Here is a 21084-nt window from a genome sequence, read left to right as displayed (position 1 = left end):
GCCGAGAACACCACCGCGGCGGGACGATTTCCGGTCCGGCGGTCCATAACGTCCGTCCGGTGATCAGCACCGCTCGCCCGCTGCCCTTCCGCTTGGTCCACGAACCGGTCGCCGCCGTGGTCGCGGCTGCGGGCGTGGTGGTCGCGCTGGTGTGGTGGCTGTGGGGGTGGCCGCTGGGGCTCGACAGCGCGGTGTACCGCTCCGGAGCCCTCGCCGTGCTGAACGGCCAGGATCTCTACGGACGGCTGGCGGCGACCCCGGACTGGTCGCCGGACCTGCCGTTCGCCTACCCGCCGACCGCGGCACTGGTGTTCCTCCCGCTGGCGGTGCTGCCCACCCAGTTGGTCTGGGGCGTCATGGCCGTGTCGACCGTCGCGGGACTGGTCGTGGTGGTCCGGCTCGTGCGCGACCGTTCGCCTGCCGTCGCGTACCCGTCCGGTTTCCTCCTCCTGCTGCCGGCGCTGGAACCGGTGTGGCGCACGATCGGGTTCGGCCAGATCAACGTCCTACTGATGGCACTGGTAGTGGTGGATGTGTTGGCACTGCGGGGTTCCCGCTTCTGCGGGGTGCTCGTCGGCGTCGCCGCGGCGATCAAGCTGACGCCGTTGATCTTCGTCCTCCACCTGGTGGTGACTCGGCGACGCGGTGACGCGCTGCGTGCGCTCGGGACGTTCGCCGGACTCGGCTGCGTGGCGTTCGTGCTGCTGCCCGGCGACACGGTGCGGTACTGGAGCGGGGCGGTGCTCGGCGCCAACGGCGCGATGTCCAACGTCTGGTCGGGCAACCAGTCGCTCAGCGGCCTCGTCCGACGGCTGGCGGGCCCCTCGCCGGCGGCGACGCTGGTGTTGGCGCTGCTCGCCGTCACCTGTGTCGTGGTCGCGGCGCTCCTCGCGCGTGCCGCGGAGGATCGCGGGAACAGTGTGGAAGCCATGCTGGTGACGGCTTTCTGCGGCCTGCTCGTCAGCCCGATCTCGTGGACCCACCACTGGGTGTGGGTCGCGCCGCTGTGCGTCCTGATGCGGAAGCGGTTCGTGCCGGTCGTCGTCCCGGTCGTGGCGGCGTTCAGCGGTTGGACGTTCTGGCTCGTGCCGCAAGGCGACCACCGCGAACTGGCGTGGACACCGCTGGAATCGTTGGTGGGCAACGCGTACGTCCTCAGCGCGTTGGTGGCCGGCGCGGCGCTGGCGGTCCACCTCGTGCGCACCGGCCGGAAGCCGCCACTCCACCACGTCTAGTCCCTGTCCGGCGCGGTCGACGTCCGGTTCGCGCGCTGGACGGAACGTCGGACCAAGCTGCGGATTCCGGGGAGCCCGATGGCCCGGATCATCAGCTCGCGTGCCCGGACATGGGCTTGGCTGGGTGGTGCGTACTGGCTGATTCCCCTGCGGGCCGACGCCTGCCGTGTGCGGACCTCGGGGCGCAGCAGCCCTTCCCAGTGGGCCAGCGCCGCGGGGACGTCGTCGCCGTGTTCCGCCAACGCGGTGCCCAGGTGGTCGGCTCCGGCGAGCGCGAGGGCCGCGCCGTAGCCGGCGAACAGCGAGACGCACCAGGCGGCGTCGCCGAGCACCACGACCCGGCCCCGGCTCCACCGGTCCATCACGACCTGGCCGACGGAGTCGAAGTACGCGCCGGTCGGGTCGGCCTCCAGTTGGCGGAGCGCGTCGGGCACGCCTCCGCCCAGATCCCCGAAGACCGCGGTGAGGGCGCGCACCGGCCCTCGCGCCAGGTCGGCCGGATCGTCGCTGCGGTAGGTGAAGAACGCCGACGACCGACCCGGCCCCAGGTTGATCACCGCCGCCGTGCGCCGTGGACCGATGAACGTGGCCCCCGCGCCGTCCGGCACCTCCCGCGGCACCCGGTCGAGCGGGAACGCCCCGACCACGTGCCGCAGGTCCACCCGGAACTCGGGCTCGGGACCGAACACGACCTCGCGGACGCCGGAGTGCAGGCCGTCCGCGCCGACGAGGAGATCCGCCCGCTCGGACGTGCCGTCGCTCAGCGTGACCCGGACTTCGTCGTGGTCCTGGGTGACGGCGCGGACGGTGGTGCCGAAGCGGATCGCGACGGCCGGGCGCACCGCCTCGTACAGCGTGGACTCCAGATCGCCCCGGAACACCGTGATAGCCCGCGCGCCCAGCGCCGCTTGCGCGAGCGCGGCGGGCACCGTGAGCTTCGGCCGGCCATCGGCCTTGACGAGGATCGAGGTGAACACCCCGAGATCCCGATCCGCCAACGCGGGCAGCACGCCGAGGCGTGCCGCGGCGTCGTAGCCCTGTCCGAGCAGGTTCACCAGGTACCCGCTGCTGCGGCGAGCCGGGGCGCGCTCGACCACGAGCACTTCCCAACCGGTCTGGTGCAGTCGCAGCGCGGTGGCCAAACCGGCGATACCGGCACCCGCGACGACCGCCCGCCGCACCCTGCCCTCGACACCTCGTGCCACTGGCGCTCCCCTCGGAATGAGCATGTGCTCACACCGAGTATGAACACATGCTCATTCCGGGCGCAAGCCGCCTGTCCGTGCACTTAGACTGGACGGCGTGCCCAGAGGTGTCGCCATCCCGGAGATCAGGCAGCAGCTCTTCTCCGCCGCCGAACGCGTGATCACCCGGGACGGGGTGGGCCGGCTCAGCGGTCGGGCGGTCACCGCCGAAGCCGGCGTCGCGACCGGCCTGCTGTACGGGCACTTCGCCGATTTCGACGACTTCCTGGCCGACTACGCCGTCGACCGCTCCTTCCTGGTCTCCGCACGGGCCGCCGCGCTGCCGGAGAGGGCCGGCACGGGCAGCGTCGTCGGAAACCTGTGCGAGGCCCTCCTGGCGACCCCGCTGACGACCGTCCGGGTGTTGGCGGGCCTCCTCGCCTCACGACCGGAACTGGCGGGTCGTGTCCGGGCCGTGCTCGGGGACGAGGCGGCCGGCCTCGACGCGATCGAGAGCGCCGCCGCCACCTACCTCGCCGCCGAGCGACGGCTGGGCCGGGTGGCCGCGTCCGCCGAGCCCGCGGCGCTGGCCTTGGCGTTGGTCGGTGTGCTCCACCACCTGGTGCTCACCTCCGATGCCGGGTCCGAGGTCCGTGCACGTCTTCGGCAGGTGGTCACCGCGCTGGTCGAGGACGTCACCTCGGCGGCGTCGCGCGACAGCGGCTCGGGTGCGGGGAGATAGGGCTACGGACCTTCCGGTCTCAGGAGAGCCCGCGCCCTCCGGACAGGAGCCGGTCCATACAGCGTTCCGCCAAGGCGGTGATGGTCCACGAGGGGTTGCAGCAGCCGGTGGTGCCGGGGATCAGCGCGGCGTCCGTGACGTGGAGGCCCGGGTGGTCGTGCACCCGGCCGGCCTGGTCGCAGACCGGGCCGATGACCGCGCCGCCGAGCGGGTGGAAGGTGACCGGCACGGCGGCGGTGAGGTGGACGGACACCCCGCCACCCGCCGCCACCAGTCGGCGGACGACCGCCCGGACCGCCCGCCCTGCCCCGCTGTCGGCCCCCGTCGGCCAGGTCAGTCCGGACTCTCCGGTTCCGGTGTCGTAGTGGAAAGCCCCATACCCGTCGGGTAGCCCCATGCACACCAACACCGTGCTCCTGGTCTCGAACCCGAAGGGCAATGGGAGGTGCTGCACGGTCGCCGGTCCGGTGGGCGCGGCCCAGTCGTCTGCGCCGACGCAGGCCGGGCCGCCCTGACGCGGCAGGGTGGGGCCGGGCGCCAAGGTGCGGAGGTGGATGCGGTCTCCGTTGTTGCCCCAGTACCGCCCGACGCCGTCCGGTAGGTCGGGCAGCGCGCCGGATCCTCGCGCACGCACCAGGAGATCGGACGTGCCGGCTGAGCCCGCCGCGAGGAACACCGTGTCGGTGGCGACGCGGATGTGCTCCTGCACCGTGCCGTCGGTCGCGATGCGGTCGCACCGGAGCGTGTAGCGGTGCGTTGTGCCGGCAGTGAGTTCCCGGACGACGTGGAGCGGGGCTATTTCGCATGATCCGGTGGCTTCGGCGGCGGCGAGGTAGGTCTTGTCCAAGGAGTGGCGTGCGTTGTTGTTGACGCCGTAGAGGACGTCCCCGTGGGCGGCGAACGGCGGCAGCCCGCCGGCGAGTTCCCGGCGCACGACGTCCCAGTCCATCGGTTGCCGCAGGCGCGAGGTCCGCAGGCCCGCCTTGCGGGCTTCGACCAGGAAGCGCCGGCTGGAGGTGTACCGCTCGTGGCGGAGGACGTCGTCGGGAACGGGGGAGAGGCGCAGCGCCGCCGCCGCCCGCGGGTAGTGGAACCGGTTCAGCTCCTCGAAGTCGACGCCGGCGGGCATGACCCGGCTGAACAGCTCGGCGGACGGGCGGGTCGAGGCTCCGCCGTAGTGCAGCGAACCGCCGCCGACGCCCGCCCCGCACAGCACGCTGATCCCCCGGCCGGCGACCTTCTCCACCAGGCCGGTGTACCGGGGGAACAACGCCGGCGGCGAGCCGGGCAGCACGGGCGTCCTGGCCAGCCAGCTCACCCGGCGGTCCGGGTGGTACAGCCGGGGGAAGGCCGCCGCGCCCCGCCAGCGCCGTCCCCGTTCCAGCACGAGGGTGCGCACACCGGCCTCGGCCAACCGCAGCGCGGCGACCGCGCCGCCGAAACCGCTGCCCACGACGACCGCGTCGCGGTGCACTTCCCGGACGGGGATGAGGCGTGCGATCGACGCCATGACGCCTCCTCGGGGCGGGCCGGACTGTTCCGGGCAGCACCATCCCGTCTCGGGGCGCATCGGGGCAATGGCGCGGGGAAGTCCGGGCGGTGGCGCTCCGGCCGAGGGCTAATCCGGGCCGGTGACTGCTCCGTCCGGCCGGGGCTGGAGGTCCCCGGTCGGAAGTCACGTGGTCGAGCGGGTGTCGTTCTCCGACAATCACTCTCGACCTCCGGCGGCCCGAGGTGGTGGCGTCGGCGGCTTGCCGTGGACTGCGTCCGGAAGCGAGGTCTCATGCGGCCTACCCCCACCGGCCCGCCGCTCTGGAGCGCCGAGCCCCGGATGAGCGCGATGGAGACGATGTTCTGGCGTGGTGAGACCGATCCCCGCATCCGGGTCGTGATCATGGCGGTCGAGGTGCTGGACCGGGCGCCGGACTGGGACCACCTGGTGCGGCGGCACGACCGGCTCAGCCGGGTGGCGCCGAGACTGCGGCAGCGGGTCGCCGATTCGGCGGTGCGGCTCGGTCGGCCGCGCTGGGAGGACGATCCGCACTTCGACCTCGGCTACCACCTGCGCCGGGTCCGGCTGCCGGAGCCGGGCACCCTCCGGCGGCTGCTCGACCTGGCGCGCACCGCCGCCCTGACCCCTCTCGACCGCACGCGCCCGCTGTGGGAGGCGACCCTCGTGGAGGGGCTGGCCGGAGGCGGCGCCGCGTACGTCCTCAAGCTGCACCACAGCCTCTGCGACGGCATCGGCGCCGCGCAGCTATTCGCCGTGCTGCACGACGCCGGGGCGTCCGACAGCCCGGTCCGGCTCACCCCGCTGCCGACGCCGACGGCCCCGCCGGACGGGCGACACCGGGTCGGCGCGCCTCGCCGCTCGTCGGGCCCGGTGGCGGCGGGAGTCCGGGCGGGACGGTTCGCGCGCACCGTCCTCAAGGCGACCATGCTGCCCGCCGCGCCACCCTCGCCGCTGTTGAGCGGGCGGAGCCGAGCCCGGTTCTTCGACGCCGTGACCCTGCCGACGGCCGATCTGCGGGCGGCCGGCCGGGCCGTCGGCGGCTCGATGAACGACTGCTACCTCGCGCTGCTGCTCGGCGCGTTCAGCCGGTACCACGAGCACTTCGGCGTCGAACTCGCCGAGTTGCCGGTGCTGATGCCGATCAGCACCCGCACCGCCGAGTCGGACCCCGGCGGCAACCGGTTCGCCAGCCACCGACTGGCCGCTCCGATGAGCGGAGCGGACTTCGCCCGACGGGTCCGCGGTGTGCGGGCCGCGGTCGCCTCCGCGCGCGACGGCACGGCGCTCAAGGCGTTGGCGGTGCTGGCCCGCTGCGCGACGCCGATGCCCGCACCGGTGATCGCGTTCGCCGAGCGGATGTTGTTCCGCGGCAACGATCTGCTGGCTTCCAACTTTCCCGGCACCGCCGAGTCGGCGTGGCTGGCGGGTGCGCGGGTGGAGGCGGTGTACCCGTTCGCGCCCGTGGTCCTCGGGGCGGCGACCGCCGTGATGGTGTCCTACGGCGCCAACTGCCACATCGGTCTGAACCTCGACCCGGCGGCGATCCGCCGGCCCGAGGTGTTCCTCGACTGCCTCCACCGGGAGTGGGAGGACGTGCTGGCGCAGATCCGGAACACGCCGTCACCGGACGTCGACCCGCACCGGTGAGGAAGCGCGGCGCACGCCGCCCAACCCGACCAGCACCGCGCCCTCGTCGTCGCACACCCGGATGTCCGCGGGCCCGTCCGGCGGGCAGCTCACCAGTCCCCACATCAGGGACGTCCAGCGGCCCGTGACGGTGGCCCGCTCGATGTCGAGCACGTCGCCGGGCACCTCCGGTGCCGAACCCGAGGCCACCTCCAGCAACAGGTCCAGCAGGTCCGGCGGGAACCGGAAGTCGACCTCACCGGGTGGTGGGGCGGCCAGTCGCAGCAGCACGGCGTTCCCGTGCCGGACCAGGCCGCGCACACCGCGGGACTCCAGTTCCGCCGCTGTCCCGGCGTGCCATGCCACGGCATCGTCGTCGGTCACCGGGATGAGGCCGAGCTGTCGCAGGGGGCGCAGTTCGGCAAGGAGTTCCTGCGCGTCACGCTGCCGCGATCTCCGCGCGAACCCTTCGGCGAGGCGACGGGGTGGCCCCGATCGTTCCGTCGCGACGCCGGGAGCCTCGGTGACGGTGAACCGCCAGCGACCCGGCCGCGCGGCCAGCCCGGTGGCTTCCAACGCGCCGTCGTGCCGGAGTGCCGGCTTGGGCACCGCGCTCACCTGCCGGAGTGCCGCGCGGTGCATCACGCGCAACTGCCGGAGCGTGGCCGGGGCGGAACCACACAGCCGGTGGGCGACCGCCGCCGCCAGTTCCACCAACCCGCCCGGTGTCAACGGCGAACCGGCCGGGTGCGGGGTCGCACGCCACCGCACCGTGCGCTCCTCGGTGGCGTGGTCGGGCAGCAGCGGGTGGGCCTGTTCGGCGGGGCCGCCCGTCGTCGGCGCCCAGTACCGGTCCTTGCGCCACGGATAAGGCGGCAGGCTCACCGGTCGACCGGGTGGGAGGATTCGCTCCCACCGCACGTCGTGCCCGATCTCGTGGAGGCGGGCCGCCGCATCCACCAGCGAGTCGTAGACCGCGTGGTCGCCTTCGGTCGTGTCGCTGGAGGAAACCCCGGTGCGGTCGAAGTGCAGCACCGGACGATCCGGGTCGACAACCGATCCCGAACCACTCGCCCGCACGGTCCTCGCCGGCACGCCCCAGTCGCGCCACAACGCCGTCAGCCCCATCGCCAGCAGCCACGACATGGTGTCGGGCACCATCGCCGGGTCGAACGGCGGCGTGCCGGGTAGGCAGCGCAACGCCGCTTCGGCCTGCTGGACGGCGTCGCGGAAAGTGTTGCTGCGGCGGGAAAGCTCCTCGATGCAGGCGCGGTCGGCGTGGCCGTCGTGCAGGACGAGCACCACCTCCGGCGGCGCGGGCGACGCGGCGGCGTGCACCGCACGGGGCCGGTGGCGCAGGGCTTCCACCATCTCCGCGCGGTCACCCGCCCGGAACACCCGCCGGTAGGGGTGGTGCGCGCGACGGACCGCCGCCGTGTGGCAACTGTCGGCCATGGCCACCTCGGGCGAGGTTTCCAGGAAATCGGCGTGGGCGTCGATCAGCGCGTCGAGGCTGTCCGGGTGGCGTGCCGAGAGCACCAGCACCAGCGGACCGTCCGGTGTGCCGTCGTCCGGCGGTCCGTCGACCGATCCGAGTACGGCGTGCACGTTGGTGCCGCTCACGCTCAACGAGTTCACCCCGGCCGCGACCGGTGCTCCGTGCCGGGGCAGCGCGGTGGGCTCCGAGACGACCGAGCAGGGCAGCCGGTCCCACGGCACGGCGGGGTTCGGCGTGGTGTGGTGCAGCGTCGCGGGCAGCACCCGGTGGTGCAGCGCCAGAGCGGCCTTGATCAGCCCGGTGAGCCCGGCGACGGGTTCCTGGTGCCCGAGGTTGCCCCGCACCGAGCCGACCAGGAGCGGGTGGTCGGGCCGCCGGCCGGGGCCGAGCACGGACGCCAGGGCGGTGATCTCCACCGGATCGCCGACCGGCGTGCCGACACCGTGGGCCTCCACGAAGGACACCCGCGAGGGGTCGACTCCCGCGTCGTCGTATGCGCGGCGCAGAGCCTCCTCCTGGGCGGCACGCGCCGGGCCGAGCACCGTCGGGCTCTGCCGGCCGTCGTTCGTCATGGCGCTGCCGAGCAGGGCCGCGTACACCCGGTCACCGTCCCGCAAGGCGGCGGACAGCGGCTTGAGCACGACCACCGCGCACCCCTCGCCCCGCACGAAACCGTCCGCCTCGGCATCGGCGAAGGCGCACCGCCCACGGGCGGAGAGCACTCCCGCGCGACCGTAGGCGAGGTGTTCCTCCGGGGACAGGACGAGTTGCACCGCCCCGGCCACCGCCAACCCGCACTCGCCCGCGTGCAGGCTCTTGCGCGCGAGGTGGACGGCGGCCAGCCCGCCCGAGCAGTTGGTGTCCACGGTCATGCTCGGGCCGCGCAGGTCTAGCTGGAAGGAAAGCTGACCGCTCAGACCGGCGTGCGTCCCCGCCCCGAGCACCCCGTACATGTCGAGCAGACCGTCGCGCGCCAGCAGGTGCCAGTAGTGCGACGCCGTCTGCGCGGCGAACACCCCGGTCGCGTGCGCGGCCGGGCTGCCGGGCACGATCCCGGCGTCCTCGAAGGCCTCCCACGTGGTCTCCACCATCAGCCGCTGCTGGGGATCCATGTGCGCGGCCTGCCGCCGGCCGATGCCGAAGAAACCGGCGTCGAACGCCGAGATGTCGTCGAGCGACCCCATCCGCGCCGCGGGTGCGGGCCCGCCGTTGCCGTCGTCGGGCTGCGCGAGCGGCCGGAGACCGTACCGCTCCGCCCCGATCGGACCCACCACGTCGACCCCGTCGCACAGGGCGCGCCAGAACTCCCGGACACCGCGGATGCGCGGGAAGCGGCAGCCCGCGCCGATCACCGCGATCGGCTCCTCGTCGCCACGCGTCATCGGCGAACTCCGTCTCGGCGGCGCCCGGACGATCCACGCGGGCCACGCGACGCGGTCCGGTCCCGGCCGCCGGGCGATCGCGTCAGCCGAGCCAGGGCATCGTCGGTGCGGCCGGGGAACGACGCCAGTGCCGTTCGTCCCGGGACCTTCGTCCCGGAGGTTCCGGCGGCGGCCACCGGCAATCATGGTGCGGTCCCGGTCGATGGCGGTCGGAGGGAGGGGAACGCGTGGTCGACGACGTGCTCGCCAGGATCGAGACGACCGCGGACCGGTGGCGGCACTGCGCCGGGTGCCGCCGGTGGTGGCCGCGCCGCGCGCTCGCGCCCCGGTGGACCTGTCCGGGCTGCGCCGCGCCGTTCCGGATGTCGGCCGTGGACCGGATCGGCTTCCTGGTGGACGCGGGCACCTTCCAGGAGCACGAGGCGGCGCTGACGCCGGGCGATCCGCTCGACTTCCGCGACCGCATCCCGTACCCGCTGCGGCACGCGCGGACCCGCGAGCGGACCGGGTTGAGGGAAGCGGCCCTGCTCGGCACCGCCGCCATCGCGGGCCGCCGAGTAGTGCTGGTGGTGTTCGACTTCGACTTCCTCGGCGGGTCGATGGGAGTCGTGGTCGGGGAGAAGGTCGCACGTGGCGCGGAAATCGCCTTGCACGAGCGCGTTCCCCTGCTGACGGTGTCGGCTTCGGGCGGCGGTCGCATGCAGGAGGGCGCTTTCGCCTTGGTGCAGGGCGCCAAGACGGCGGCGGCGATCGGTGCGCTGCGGGAGGCCGGGGTGCCTTACCTCAGCGTGCTCACCGATCCCGTCATCGGCGGTGTGCAGGTGTCCTTCGCCAGCGCCGGCGACGTCGTGCTGGCCGAGGAGGGCACCCGAGCGGGCTTCGCCGGGCGGCGGGTGATCGAGCAGACCACCGGGAGGACGCTGCCCGCCGACTTCCAGACCGCCGCGTTCCTCTTGCGGCACGGGCACGTGGACCTCGTCGTGCCCCGGCATGAGCTGCCCGGGTGCCTGGGTCGCCTGGTGGCGTACGCGACGCGGGCGGCGGCGCGCGAGCCGACCGGCGGAACCGGAGCCCCGGCGAGCCTCGCGCGGCCCGTGGAGGCGGTCGATCCGTGGGACGCGGTGCTCGCCGTGCGCGCCGCGCACCGGCCCCGGCTGGCGCACTACCTGGACACCGTGTTCACCGACGTGCTGGAACTGCACGGCGACCGCCTGCGCGCCGACGACCCGACGATCTTCACCGGGCTGGCACGACTGGCCGGTGATCCCGTCGTGGTCATCGGCCACAACAGGGTCACCGACGGATCGCGGCCCCGGAACGGGGGGATGGCGCTGCCCGCCGGCTACCGCAAGGCGACGAGGGCGATGACCCTGGCCGAACGCTGGTCCATCCCGGTGGTGACCCTGGTCGACACCCCCGGCGCGCACCCGGACGCCGAAGCCGACAACCAGTCCGCGGCCATCGCCGAGACCATGCTCACCGCCGCCCGGCTGGCCACCCCGGTGCTGTGCGCCGTGATCGGCGAAGGCGGCAGCGGGGGAGCGCTCGCCCTGGCCATCGGGGACCGCCTGCTGATGCAGCAGAACGCGACCTTCTCGGTCATCAGCCCGGAGGGGTGCGCGGCGATCCTGTTCTCGGACAGCGCCAAGGCGCCGGAGGCGGCTCGCGCGCTGCACCTGCGCGCGACCGACCTGCACCGGCACGGGTTGATCGACGAGGTCGTGGACGAACCGCCGGGTGGCGCGCACACCGCACCCGCGCTCGCGGGAGAGCTGTTGGCCGCGGCTTTGCGCCGACACCTCGCCGAACTCCGGGGGCAGAGCGGCCCGGCGCTCGTGACACGCCGAAGTCGACGCCTGCGGGCACTGGGCCGCGCCTGGTGCCGGCACGGCGATGTCGCCACCGACGCCGGCCGCGCCACGGACGCCACGGGGCGGAATGGGGTCCACAGTGGATGATCGACTTGCGTCCGGCCTGCACCCGCCACCCGACCGGCCTGGCCCGCACCCGCCACCCGACCGGCCTGGCCCGCACCCGCCTACCGACCGGCCTGGCCTGCACCCGCCTCCCGACCGGAAGGACGTCGCGGCGGTGGTGGTCCAGACGCTCAGCGAGGTGCTGGCCCTCGTCGGGCCGTCCCGCGCACAGCGGATCCAGGTGCGCAACGGCCGGTTCGAACTCGATGTGACCCTGCGCCCGGAACCGGGAGGCAACCCCGCTGCGGCGGAGACCGGAACCAGTGCCGACTCGGCAAAGACCGACAGCAGCGCCGACGCGGCGCCGGTCGACTGCCCCGCACCGGACACGATCCCCGTGACCGCGCCGGCGATCGGCGTCTTCCACCGGTGCCCCGCGCCCGGCAAACCCCCGTTCGTGGAAGTCGGCGACCGGGCCGCGGCCGGTGACGAACTCGGCCTGGTCGAGGCGATGAAGGTCTTCACCCCGGTCGTCGCCGACCGGGCGGGCACCGTCAGCGCCATCCACGTCGCCGACCGGCAGCTCGTCGAGTACGGGCAGCCGCTCGTCGACCTGCTGCCCGACCCGGCCGACGAACCACCTACCGGCCGGCGCACCGCATGATCGACACGCTGCTCGTGTGCAACCGGGGCGAGGTGGCGGTGCGCGTCATCAGAGCCTGCCGCCTGCTCGACATCCGTTGTGCGGTGGCGCATTCGACCGCGGACCGCGACAGCCTCCCGGTGCGCCTCGCGGATGACGCGGTGTGCGTCGGGCCCGGACCGGCGGACCACAGCTACCTCTCCATCCCCGCCCTGCTCTACGCCTGTGCCCGCACCGGGGCCGACGCGGTGCACCCCGGCTACGGGTTCCTCGCCGAGGACGCGGATTTCGCCGCCGCCTGCCGTGACAGCGGCATCACGTGGGTGGGGCCGTCCCCCGAGCACCTCACCCTGCTCGGCGACAAGATCGCCACCCGCAACGCGGTGTCGGCGGCGGGACTGCCCGTGCTGCCCGGTTCGCGGAACCCGGTGACGGGGTTGGCCGACGCCACCGGTCAGGCGCGTGACATCGGCTACCCGGTCGCGCTCAAGGCCGCGGTCGGCGGCGGTGGCCGTGGCGTCGTCCGGGTCGACCACGAGGACCGGTTGGCCGCGGTCTTCGACAAGGCCCGTGACTCGGCGTGGACGCTGTTCCACGACGACCGCCTGTACGTGGAGAAATGGATGGAAAACGCGCGACACGTCGAGGTCCAGGTGCTCGCCGACCGCCACGGGAACGCCGTCCACCTCGGTGAGCGGGACTGCACGGTGCAGCGGCGCAACCAGAAGCTGGTCGAGGAGTCCCCGGCGGCGGGGCTGACCCCCTCCCGGCGCGAGGCGCTGGGCGACTGGGCGGTGCGCACGGCCCGCCACCTGGGGCTGCGCGGCCTCGCCACGGTCGAGTTCCTGATCGATGACGCGGGTGAGCCCTTCTGCACCGAGATCAACCCGCGGCTCCAGGTCGAACACCCCGTCACCGAGGTCCGCACCGGACACGACCTGGTCGCCTGGATGATCCGCGAAGCGATGGGGGAGCCCGTGCCGGACGAGGCGCCGCCGCGCGGACACGCGGTGGAGGCGCGCATCACCGCCGAGGACCCCGCACGCGACTGGGCTCCGAGCTGCGGCACCGTCACCGACCTCGTCCTCCCCGGTGGTCCGGGTGTCCGCGTCGACACCTGGCTCACACCGCGGACCACCGTGTCGCCGCACTACGACCCGCTGCTGGCCAAGGTCGTCTGCTGGGGGCCCGACCGGGACACCGCCCGCCGTCGCCTGATCCAGGCACTGGAGGAATTCGTGTGCCGAGGCGTCGCCCACAACGCGGAAGCGCTGGTCGCGATACTCCGCCACCGGGACTTCGAGAGCGGTGAGCACCGGGCAGGTGTGGTGGAAGCGGCCTGCCGGACGCTCAGCGGGACGGGTGGTGCCCGATGACCTCGCCGCAGGTCGGCTCCCCGTCGGAGGAACCGCGGGCAGACCTGCCACCGCCGCCCGGTCGCCACGCCCTCGCCGGTCCGGACGAGGTGCGTGCCGCCACCGTCGCGGCGGCGCAGGCTGCGCCCCGGTGGGCCGCTGTGCCGACGGCACAGCGGTTCGCCCTGGGACCGCTGTTCTGCCGACGGTTGCGCGACGCGGCCGAGGAGTTCCTGGCGCTGCTGATCGCCGAGGGGTGCCCCGGGCGCGTCGGCCGATGGCTCATCGACAGCATGCTGGGGATGTTCGATGAGAAGTCGTGCCGCTGGTACCAGCGCCTCATGCGCTTCGAGTGGCGCGACGGGGACCGACGTCTGGTGCTACAGCACAAACCTGACGGCGTTGTCGCGGTCAACCCGCCCGGGAACGCGCCTGCCTTCAGCGCCACGACCGTGGCGGTGCACGGGCTCATGGCCGGCAACGCGGTGGTGGTCCGGGTGCCACGGCGCTCCCCGTCGAGCACGATGTTCCTGCTGCGGCACGTTCTCGTGCCCTGTCTGGAGGAACTGCACGCGCCGCCCGGAACGCTGGGCTTCTTCTGCGCGGACCCGGACCTAGTGCTCCACCAGTGGTTGGACGACCCGCGAATCCACGACATCGTCTACTACGGCAACAGCGATCGTGGTCACCGCTTCCACCAGTCCTGTGTGGACCGGGGAAAGAAGGCCGTGCTCGAACTGTCGGGCAATGACACGGTCGTGGTGTGGAAGGACGCCTCCACGGCCGACGCGGTGGAGTCCCTGCTGACGGCGTTCCACTGCTCCGGGCAGATGTGCATCGCGCCCAACCGGGCGGTGGTCCACCCGGAGGTGGCGGACGAGGTGGTCGAGGAGCTGCGCCGGCGTGCCGTCGACCTCCTGCCCGGCCGCCCGGAGGACGAGACGACCCTGCTCACGCCGGTGCCCGGTGACGCGCACGTCGCCGTGCTGGCGGAGGCCCGAGCCGCCGGCGCGGTCGTGGTGTGCGGTGGGCGACGCCGCACCCTCGCCGGTGCGGTGCACCCCGCCGGGCCGTTCCTGGAGCCCACCGTGCTCCGGGTCGACGGCCTGGACCTGGCGGCGGGACTGGCCGCCGTCCGCGACGAGACGTTCTTCCCACTGCTGTCGGTCGTCGTGCCGGCCCTGGACCCCGACCCGGACCGCCTGCTGTCCCAGGTGATCGACTTCCTGGACGGGAACCGCTACGGGCTCCGCAACTCGTTGTGGACCGGCGATCCCGCCGTCGCCGAGCGGTTCGTGACCGGTGTGCGCAACGGGGCGATGCTCAAGGTGAACCAACCGCACCTCGACTTCGTCCCCCTGCTGCCCAGCCACGGCGGAACCGGCCGGTCGGCGGGCGTCCACGGGGAGGCGGCCTACGTGTTCCTCAAGACCAGCCACCTGCAGTCCGCCGTGTTCGGCCCACCACCGGGACCGTGACGCGGGAGGACCGTCACATCCGCAGCCCGCCGTCGATCCGCAGCACCTGCCCGGTGATGCCGGAGGCCCGGTCGGAGACCAGGAAACCGATCAGCTCGGACACCTCCTCGGGGGTGCCGAACCGGCCCAGCGGGATGAGGGGCCGCCACCTGTCCTCGTAGGGGCGGGTCGTCGCGGTCCTGATGAAACCCGGCGCAACGGCGTTCACCCGGATCCCGAACGGCCGCAGCTCCTTGGCCAGCGACCGGGTGAAGCCGGTCAGCGCGGCCTTGGACGACGCGTAGTTCACCTGTCCGGCGTTGCCGTCCAAGCCCACCACCGACGACAGCGTGACGACGGATCCGCCGTGCCGGCTCATCAGGTCCGGCACGATCTCCCGCGTCATCCGGAACACGCCGGTGAGGTTCACCTCCAGCACGCGGGCCCACTGCTCGTCGCGCATCCTCGCCAGCCAACCGTCCTGCATGACGCCGGCGTTGTTCACCAGGACCGACACCGGCCCCAGCGTGTCGTGCACCCGCGCCACGAAGTGCCGCACCGCGTCGGGGTCGGCGACGTCGCAGCGCACCGCCACGACGGCCCGGCCGCGCGATTCCGCCTCGGCCACCGCGTCCCGCGCGGCTTCGTCGTCGGATTCGTAGCAGAACGCGACGTCGTGGCCATCCCTCGTCAGGGTGGCCACCACCGCGCGCCCGATGCCGCGCGAACCCCCGGTGACCACGGCCACCCGCGAGGTCACCGGAGCACCGGATCGGGCAGGTCACGAGCCATCGGGGGCAGGGAGATGTACCCGTGGTGCAGGGCGACGAGCACCGCCGTCGTCCGGTCGGTGACGGCCAGCTTCGCGAACAACGAGCTGAGGTAGTTCTTCACGGTCTTCTCCGACAGGCCCAGGCACCGCGAGATCCGGCGGTTCGACTGGCCCAGGCCCAGTAGCTGGAGGACCTGCCGTTCGCGGGGGGTGAGGTTGTCGGGACGCCTGCCGGGCGACGCGGACGCCGGTTCGGCGGTTCCCGCGGCGGTCCGCTGCGTCGGGATCTCGCGCTCCAACCGGGTCACCTGCTCCCGCAACGCGGTCGTCGCCAGGTCCGCGCCCGCCTGGTGCAGGACCGACGCCCAGCGGATCGCGGCGATGGCGTCCTTCAGCGTCTCCTCCATGTGGCTGAACACGGCCTGGAGGAGCCGGGGCGGCATGGGGTCGTCGCCGTGCTCGGAGCGAGCCCACCTCAGGCACGAGTCGAGTTCTTCCCGGCTCCACCGGTGCCGGTGCGCCCGGCACTCCAGGTCCCGCACCAGGTCGGCGGTGGTCAGCCCGTTGATGTCCAGCCAGCGCCGGAGGACGTGCGAGGTGCGGTCGGCGGACGTCGATGAAGGACAGAAGCCGGTCATATGAGCGTCCCCACCTCGGCCAGTTGCGCAACGTCACATCGCGGTGACAGACTGTAGCATGCAGGGTGGCGCGGGAACAGCGGTTCGCCGGCCGGCGTGAGCGTTCCGGCTGGTCACAACCCGTACGGAGCAACGCCGCCGCTGCGGGCCTGCCCGCTTTCGGGGGCCGGCTCGGCGGCCTGGGTGTCGACTTCGCCGGACCTGCCGGTGCTCTGCCGGGATCGACCCGCACCGCCGGCTGTGTTCCCGCGTACGAGGAGGTCGCGTCGATGGAGCACCACCACCGCGCCCGGTACGACGAGGTCCGCGGCCGGCGGGTGCGCAGCCTGCACGCGGGCGACCGACGCGCCGGAGTGCCGGCCGCGGTCGTCGTCCCCGGGCTCGGCGTGGTCGAGTACCTGATGAACACCGCGCACGGGTGTGCGGCGTGGACCCAGACGTTCGTGCTGGACGTGGGTCGGGCGGACCTTCCGGCCGTCGCCGCGACGGTGGCCGCGTGGCTGGCGGCCGTGCCGGACGCACCCGTCGTGCTGGTCGGGCACTCCACCGGCGCGCAGGCCGCCCTGCGCGCCGCTGTCGAGAACCCCGGAGCCGTCCAGGCCCTGGTCCTGCTGTCGCCGACCTTCCCGCCCACGCTGAGGCGACTGCCGCTGCTGTTGCCCGCCCTGCTCCGCGACGCGGCGCACGAGCCGCTCCACCTGTGGCGCACCGTCCTGCCCGGCTGTGCCCGCATCGGTTTCCGGACGATCTGCGGGTTCCTGCGCTCCGCACAGAGCGATCGTCCCGAGGAGACCATCGCGGAGGTTTCCTGCCCGGTGCTCGTGGTGCGGGGCGAACACGACACGTTCTGCCCGGCATCCTGGGCGACCCGGTTGGGGGCCACCGCCCGGCAAGGCCGCGCCGTGACCTCTCCCGGAGCGCACGGCTTCTGCCACCAGCACGGCGAGCACACCGCCGCGCTGATCGCCGACCACTCCCGCGAGGGTCGCTGATGCCGGGCGGTCGTGCGGGCGAGTGCGGCGACTTCCTCGGGTTTCGGCGACTTCCTCGGGTTTTGGCGACCCACCGAGGCTTCGGCGACTTCCTCGGGTTTGGCGACCCACCGAGGCTTCGGCGACCCCCTCAGGACTCGGCAGCCGCCGCGGCCAGCAGTCGGGCGAGTTCGACCGGCTTGGTGATCATCGGCCAGTGGCCCGAGTCGATGTCCGCGAAGTCGACGTGCCGGGCCTTGGCGAGTTCGGGCACGTCACCGGCGCCGATCCACTCCTCGGCCTGGGCGGTGCCGAACTCGGGGCACACGACCAGGACCGGCACGTCGAACCGCCGCTCGTCGGTCAGCCGCACCACGCCCCTGGCCACCCCTTCGGGAACGGGGATCGCGCGCGCCTCGAAGCCGCGCCGGGCCTCCGCGTCGAGATCGGCGGAGTCCGGCCCCTCGAACGGACCCCACCCCGGGAACGGCATGACGCCGTCCGCCACCTCGAAGAAGTCGGCGTAGGGCTGCCCGTCGACGGCCGGGAAGCCGCCGACGAGGACGACCCGGGCAACCTGCCCCGGTAGCGCGTCGGCGGCCAGCCAGGCCAGCGTGGCGGCGGCCGAATGCCCTACCACCACGGGTTTTCCGGACGCCGACGCCACCGCGCCGAGCACCGCCGCCACCTGGTCGTCGAGAGTGGCGGACGCGTGGTCCGGGAGGGTGAGCGGCACCGGGCGGTGGCCCAGTGCTTCGAGGACGGGCACGACGTCGTCCCAGGCGGACCCGTCGAGCCACAGGCCGCCGATGAGCAGGATGTCCATGATCGGTTTTCTCTCTCCAACACGGTCGGCTCGGAGCCGGTGCTCCCACTGCCCGTCACGCTAGAGCCAGTTCCGGACGATCTGCTTCCGGTTCACTCCCGGGACCGCCTAGCCTGCTCGTGTGCCGACCGATCCCAGCCCCACCGCGCGCGCCCTGCGCGCCCTGGAGATCCTCCAAGCCCGCCCCGGTGTGACAGCAGGCGAACTCGCCGCGTCGCTGGGCGTCACGGAGCGGGCCGCGCGTCGGTACGTCGGCATCCTGCGGGAGGCGGGCATCCCCGTCGAGTCGACCCGCGGCCCGTACGGCGGGTACCGGCTCGGGCGCGGCACCAGGCTCCCCCCGGTCGTCTTCACCGAGTCCGAGGCACTCGGCCTGGTCATGGCGGTGCTCGACGGGCACCCGGCCGCCGCCGACGTCGACGACCTCGTCGGCTCCGCGCTCAACAAGGTCATCCGGGCACTGCCCGAGCGCGTCGGCCGGCAGGCGGGCGCGCTGCGGGAGCACGCGTCGGCCGCGCCCGACCGGCACTCGGCCCGCCCGGACCCGGCCACCACCAGCGCGCTCGTCGCCGCTGTCGCGGCCCGACGCCGGGTGCTGGTCACGTACCGGAGCGAGGCCGGCAACGAGTGGGAGGCCGAGGTGGACCCCTGGGCGGTCGTCGTCCGCCACGGGCGCTGGTACCTGCTGTGCCACTCCCACCGCGCGGACGCGGTCCGCACCTACCGGGTCGACCGGGTGCGCGCGGTCCGGCAGACCGCGCACGGGTTCGAGCCGCCCGAAGGCCTCGACCCGGTGGCGGTGGTGGAGGAGAACCTGGGCACCGGGTGGGAGTTCCCCACCCGCGTGGTGTTCGACGCCCCGCTGCGCGAGGTGGCGCCGTGGGTCCGGCCTCCCATGGGACGGCTCGAACCAGCAGGGGACGGGTGCGTGCTGGTCGGCAGCACGAGCAATCCGGGCATGTACGCGCAGGAGTGGTTGGCGTGCGTGCCGTTCGCCTTCCGCGTCGACGGCGGGCCGGAACTCCGTGCCGCGGTCGCGACGGTCGCGGCGCGGTTCGCCGCCGCCTCGGCGGACCGACCCTGATCGGGACCGGACTCCCGCCCCACCGGTGGTGGGACGGGAGCACCGCGGAGTGGGGTCAGGACAGCGTGACGGTGGTCTGGTCGAGGTAGTAGTGCTTGATGAAGGGGTATGTCGAGGCGATCTTGAATGCCTGCCCGACGCAGATGTTGCCGTCGGCGTTCGGCGTGACGGTGGCCTGGTAGCGGTACTCGTACCAGCCGGCGGCCTCGTCGTGGCCGGTGTCGCCGAGTTCGGTGAAGCCCACCCAGCCGTTCTCCTGGACCGGGTCGTCGACGCAGGTGGGGCCGCTGTACGCGGCCACCTTGTTCAAACCGCCGGCGCCGCCGCCGGGGAGGTCCGCGGTCCACAGCCACATCGACAGGTCGAGCCGCACCGGCGCGGTGGTGCCGACCGCGAACTCGCGTTCGAGCCAGAGCAGGCCGCAGTCGTGGGTGCCGTCCGTCACGAAGTCGACGCTGTGGACGCCGTCCTTGGCTTTGGCGGTCGAGCGACCCACCGACGAGACGTGCGGCTCGCACTCGGGGACGCCGGTGTTCTGGTCGGTCTTGGCGGTCCAGCCCTCGAAGCCGGTCTCATAGCTGTACTCGAACTGGGCCGGGAGGGTTCCGGCGTTGGCCGATACGGGAGCCAACCCGAACGCCGCGACGGCGAGTACCAGTGCGCCGACGCGGTTCAGCGCGGATCGGGCCCGCTGGGACAGCTTCATCAACACTCCTTCCACGACAGGTGATCGGTCGTCGCCTCCCCGTTCGAGCCGGGCGGCGACGAGCCCATCCAAGGGCGCGCCGGACACCGCCGGACAGGGCGTCGAGGGCAGTGCGCGGGCACCGCCGATGCCCCTGGAGACTGCGCCATCCGTGGCACGTTCGGCGTTGAAGGAGTTCTTCGGCAGTGATATGTCCGAAGAGGACGGCTGCGCCGGGCCGCCCGCACCCTCCGACGCGATGACACCGGCCGGTCGACCAGGGTCGTGGTCGACGGGCGGGTCCGGAGGGTGCGGGCGGCCCGGCGCGGGCCGGGTCAGTGGCCGGGCCGGTACGCGGGCTTGACCGTCAAGAGTCGGTTCGGCGAGCCCGCGGGGTTGGACACCACGTTCTTGGTGGCGTCGTTCAGCAACGCGGTAGCCACCTGGTCCGGCGTGAGCGCGGGGTTCCCGGACAGCAGCAGTGCTGCCGCCCCGGCCACGTGCGGCGTCGCCATGGACGTGCCGGACAGGTCGCCCGAGTCCGTGTCGCTGCCGTTGTACGCCGAGGTGATGCTCTCACCCGGCGCGAACAGGTCGACACAGCTTCCGTAGTTGGAGAAGTACGACCGGCCGTCGTTCCAGCCGGTCGACGCGACGGTCAACGCCTCCCGCACCCGTGACGGCGAGTGCCGGCACGCGTCGTCGGACTCGTTGCCCGCCGCCACCACCGCGACCACGCCGTCGGCGATGGTCCGCCGCACCGCGTCCTCGATCACGCGGTCCGGGGCGTCGCCGCCGAGGCTCATGTTCGCCACGGCCGGGCCGGACACGTGCTGCGACACCACCCAGTCCAACGCCTCGGCGACGTCCTCGCTGCTGCCGTTGCCGTAGCAGTCGAACACCTTCGCCGAGACCAGCCGGACTTCCTTCGCCACGCCGTAGGTGCGCCCGCCGACGGTGCCCGCGACGTGCGTGCCGTGCCCGTGGCAGTCCTCTTGCTGATCGTCCACGGTGTTCGTGCCCCACACCGCACGTCCGCCGAAGTCCCGGTGGCTGACCCGGACTCCGGTGTCGACGACGTAGACGGTGACGTTCGACGCCGTGTTGGGGTACCGGTAGTTGTCGTCCAGCGGCGGGCGGGGCTGGTCGATCCGGTCCAGTCCCCACGACGGCGGGTTGCGCTGCTCGCCGGCGACTCTCACCCGTTGGTTCTGCTGCACATAGGACACCGCCGGGTCGGCGGCGAGCCGCCGCGCGTCGCGTGCCGTCATGCGCACCGAGAACCCTTGGAACACCTGGGAGAACGTGTGGACGACCGTGCCCGAGTACCGGGTCGCCAGGTCACCCGCGGGGTGTTCTCCCTTGAGCACCACCACATAGCTGCCATCGATCGCGCCGGGCGCGCCCGCGCCCAGCACATCGGCCACGGCGACCGGTGTGACACCCGCCAGTCCACCGGCTACCAGGGCCGTGGCCGTCAACCAGGATGCTGTCCTCATCGCACCTCCTGTGCGTCTTCCGGACTTCCGCAGGCTAGGGCGCGCCGGCCGCACCGTG

At 73.2% G+C, this 21084-nt stretch carries 17 protein-coding genes; 9 read left to right on the top strand and 8 right to left on the bottom strand.

What is annotated here, in order from left to right; genetic code table 11:
* Positions 1 to 59: 59 nt before the first annotated feature.
* On the top strand, positions 60 to 1235 hold the full coding sequence (locus ACQPZF_RS24080) for a glycosyltransferase 87 family protein (protein WP_433260420.1): 1176 nt from the start codon (positions 60 to 62) through the stop codon (positions 1233 to 1235).
* Here the strand turns inward: ACQPZF_RS24080 and ACQPZF_RS24075 are convergent.
* Positions 1232 to 2440, bottom strand: a complete 1209-nt coding sequence (locus ACQPZF_RS24075) for an FAD-dependent oxidoreductase (RefSeq protein WP_433260418.1) — start codon at positions 2438 to 2440, stop codon at positions 1232 to 1234. The genes ACQPZF_RS24080 and ACQPZF_RS24075 overlap by 4 nt on opposite strands.
* A gap of 97 nt (positions 2441 to 2537) precedes the next feature.
* Between ACQPZF_RS24075 and ACQPZF_RS24070 the strand changes: the two genes are divergently transcribed.
* Positions 2538 to 3161: a TetR family transcriptional regulator gene (locus tag ACQPZF_RS24070; RefSeq protein WP_433260416.1), complete on the top strand. Its 624-nt coding sequence runs from the start codon at positions 2538 to 2540 to the stop codon at positions 3159 to 3161.
* Between the two features lie 19 nt (positions 3162 to 3180).
* Here the strand turns inward: ACQPZF_RS24070 and ACQPZF_RS24065 are convergent, their stop codons facing one another.
* A complete protein-coding gene (locus ACQPZF_RS24065) occupies positions 3181 to 4671 on the bottom strand; it encodes a GMC oxidoreductase (protein ID WP_433260414.1) in 1491 nt (496 codons plus the stop codon).
* 273 nt (positions 4672 to 4944) lie between these two features.
* Between ACQPZF_RS24065 and ACQPZF_RS24060 the strand changes: the two genes are divergently transcribed.
* The gene (locus tag ACQPZF_RS24060; RefSeq protein ID WP_433260412.1) at positions 4945 to 6321 is read left to right on the top strand and encodes a wax ester/triacylglycerol synthase domain-containing protein; all 1377 of its coding nucleotides are present in this window, start codon (positions 4945 to 4947) and stop codon (positions 6319 to 6321) included.
* On the opposite strand, the gene ACQPZF_RS24055 is transcribed toward ACQPZF_RS24060, so the two are convergent.
* Positions 6295 to 9180 (bottom strand): beta-ketoacyl synthase N-terminal-like domain-containing protein, encoded by a 2886-nt coding sequence (locus ACQPZF_RS24055; protein ID WP_433260410.1) that lies wholly within the window; start codon positions 9178 to 9180, stop codon positions 6295 to 6297. The two genes, ACQPZF_RS24060 and ACQPZF_RS24055, sit on opposite strands and share 27 nt — an antisense overlap.
* Before the next feature lie 227 nt (positions 9181 to 9407).
* On the opposite strand from ACQPZF_RS24055, the gene ACQPZF_RS24050 reads away from it, so the two are divergent.
* The 4 genes from ACQPZF_RS24050 (at position 9408) to ACQPZF_RS24035 (ending at position 14572) form a co-directional block, all read left to right on the top strand.
* Positions 9408 to 11138 (top strand): carboxyl transferase domain-containing protein, encoded by a 1731-nt coding sequence (locus tag ACQPZF_RS24050; protein ID WP_433260408.1) that lies wholly within the window; start codon positions 9408 to 9410, stop codon positions 11136 to 11138.
* 133 nt (positions 11139 to 11271) lie between these two features.
* Complete coding sequence (locus ACQPZF_RS24045) at positions 11272 to 11760, top strand: acetyl-CoA carboxylase biotin carboxyl carrier protein (protein ID WP_433260406.1); 489 nt, start codon at positions 11272 to 11274, stop codon at positions 11758 to 11760.
* Positions 11757 to 13115 carry an acetyl-CoA carboxylase biotin carboxylase subunit gene (locus tag ACQPZF_RS24040; protein WP_433260404.1) on the top strand — a complete coding sequence of 453 codons (1359 nt, stop codon included), beginning with the start codon at positions 11757 to 11759 and terminating at the stop codon, positions 13113 to 13115. Before ACQPZF_RS24045 ends, ACQPZF_RS24040 begins: the two co-directional genes overlap by 4 nt.
* Positions 13112 to 14572 carry an aldehyde dehydrogenase family protein gene (locus ACQPZF_RS24035; RefSeq protein WP_433260402.1) on the top strand — a complete coding sequence of 487 codons (1461 nt, stop codon included), beginning with the start codon at positions 13112 to 13114 and terminating at the stop codon, positions 14570 to 14572. The genes ACQPZF_RS24040 and ACQPZF_RS24035 overlap by 4 nt, the downstream gene beginning before the upstream one ends.
* Positions 14573 to 14585: 13 nt before the next feature.
* On the opposite strand, the gene fabG is transcribed toward ACQPZF_RS24035, so the two are convergent.
* Together fabG and ACQPZF_RS24025 are read right to left on the bottom strand one after the other, a co-directional pair.
* Positions 14586 to 15311, bottom strand: coding sequence for a 3-oxoacyl-ACP reductase FabG (gene fabG / locus ACQPZF_RS24030; protein WP_433260400.1), 726 nt, complete (start codon positions 15309 to 15311; stop codon positions 14586 to 14588).
* Positions 15308 to 15961 (bottom strand): response regulator transcription factor, encoded by a 654-nt coding sequence (locus tag ACQPZF_RS24025; RefSeq protein ID WP_433260398.1) that lies wholly within the window; start codon positions 15959 to 15961, stop codon positions 15308 to 15310. Before ACQPZF_RS24025 ends, fabG begins: the two co-directional genes overlap by 4 nt.
* 65 nt (positions 15962 to 16026) lie before the next feature.
* On the opposite strand from ACQPZF_RS24025, the gene ACQPZF_RS24020 reads away from it, so the two are divergent.
* Positions 16027 to 16953, top strand: coding sequence for an alpha/beta fold hydrolase (locus ACQPZF_RS24020; RefSeq protein ID WP_433260396.1), 927 nt, complete (start codon positions 16027 to 16029; stop codon positions 16951 to 16953).
* 130 nt (positions 16954 to 17083) lie between these two features.
* Here the strand turns inward: ACQPZF_RS24020 and ACQPZF_RS24015 are convergent, their stop codons facing one another.
* Positions 17084 to 17758, bottom strand: a complete 675-nt coding sequence (locus tag ACQPZF_RS24015) for an alpha/beta fold hydrolase (RefSeq protein ID WP_433260394.1) — start codon at positions 17756 to 17758, stop codon at positions 17084 to 17086.
* Between the two features lie 121 nt (positions 17759 to 17879).
* Between ACQPZF_RS24015 and ACQPZF_RS24010 the strand changes: the two genes are divergently transcribed.
* Positions 17880 to 18842, top strand: a complete 963-nt coding sequence (locus tag ACQPZF_RS24010; RefSeq protein WP_433260392.1) for a helix-turn-helix transcriptional regulator — start codon at positions 17880 to 17882, stop codon at positions 18840 to 18842.
* Between the two features lie 55 nt (positions 18843 to 18897).
* Here the strand turns inward: ACQPZF_RS24010 and ACQPZF_RS24005 are convergent, their stop codons facing one another.
* Positions 18898 to 19548, bottom strand: a complete 651-nt coding sequence (locus ACQPZF_RS24005; RefSeq protein ID WP_433260390.1) for a hypothetical protein — start codon at positions 19546 to 19548, stop codon at positions 18898 to 18900.
* A 314-nt stretch (positions 19549 to 19862) separates the two neighbouring features.
* Positions 19863 to 21026, bottom strand: coding sequence for a S8 family peptidase (locus ACQPZF_RS24000; protein ID WP_433260388.1), 1164 nt, complete (start codon positions 21024 to 21026; stop codon positions 19863 to 19865).
* Between the last annotated feature and the right edge of the window lie 58 nt (positions 21027 to 21084).

This window comes from Actinosynnema sp. CS-041913, from assembly GCF_050942485.1.
GTDB lineage: Bacteria > Actinomycetota > Actinomycetes > Mycobacteriales > Pseudonocardiaceae > Actinosynnema.
Note: the sequence above shows the minus strand (reverse complement) of the source record. Positions and strands in the feature narration are given on the sequence as shown.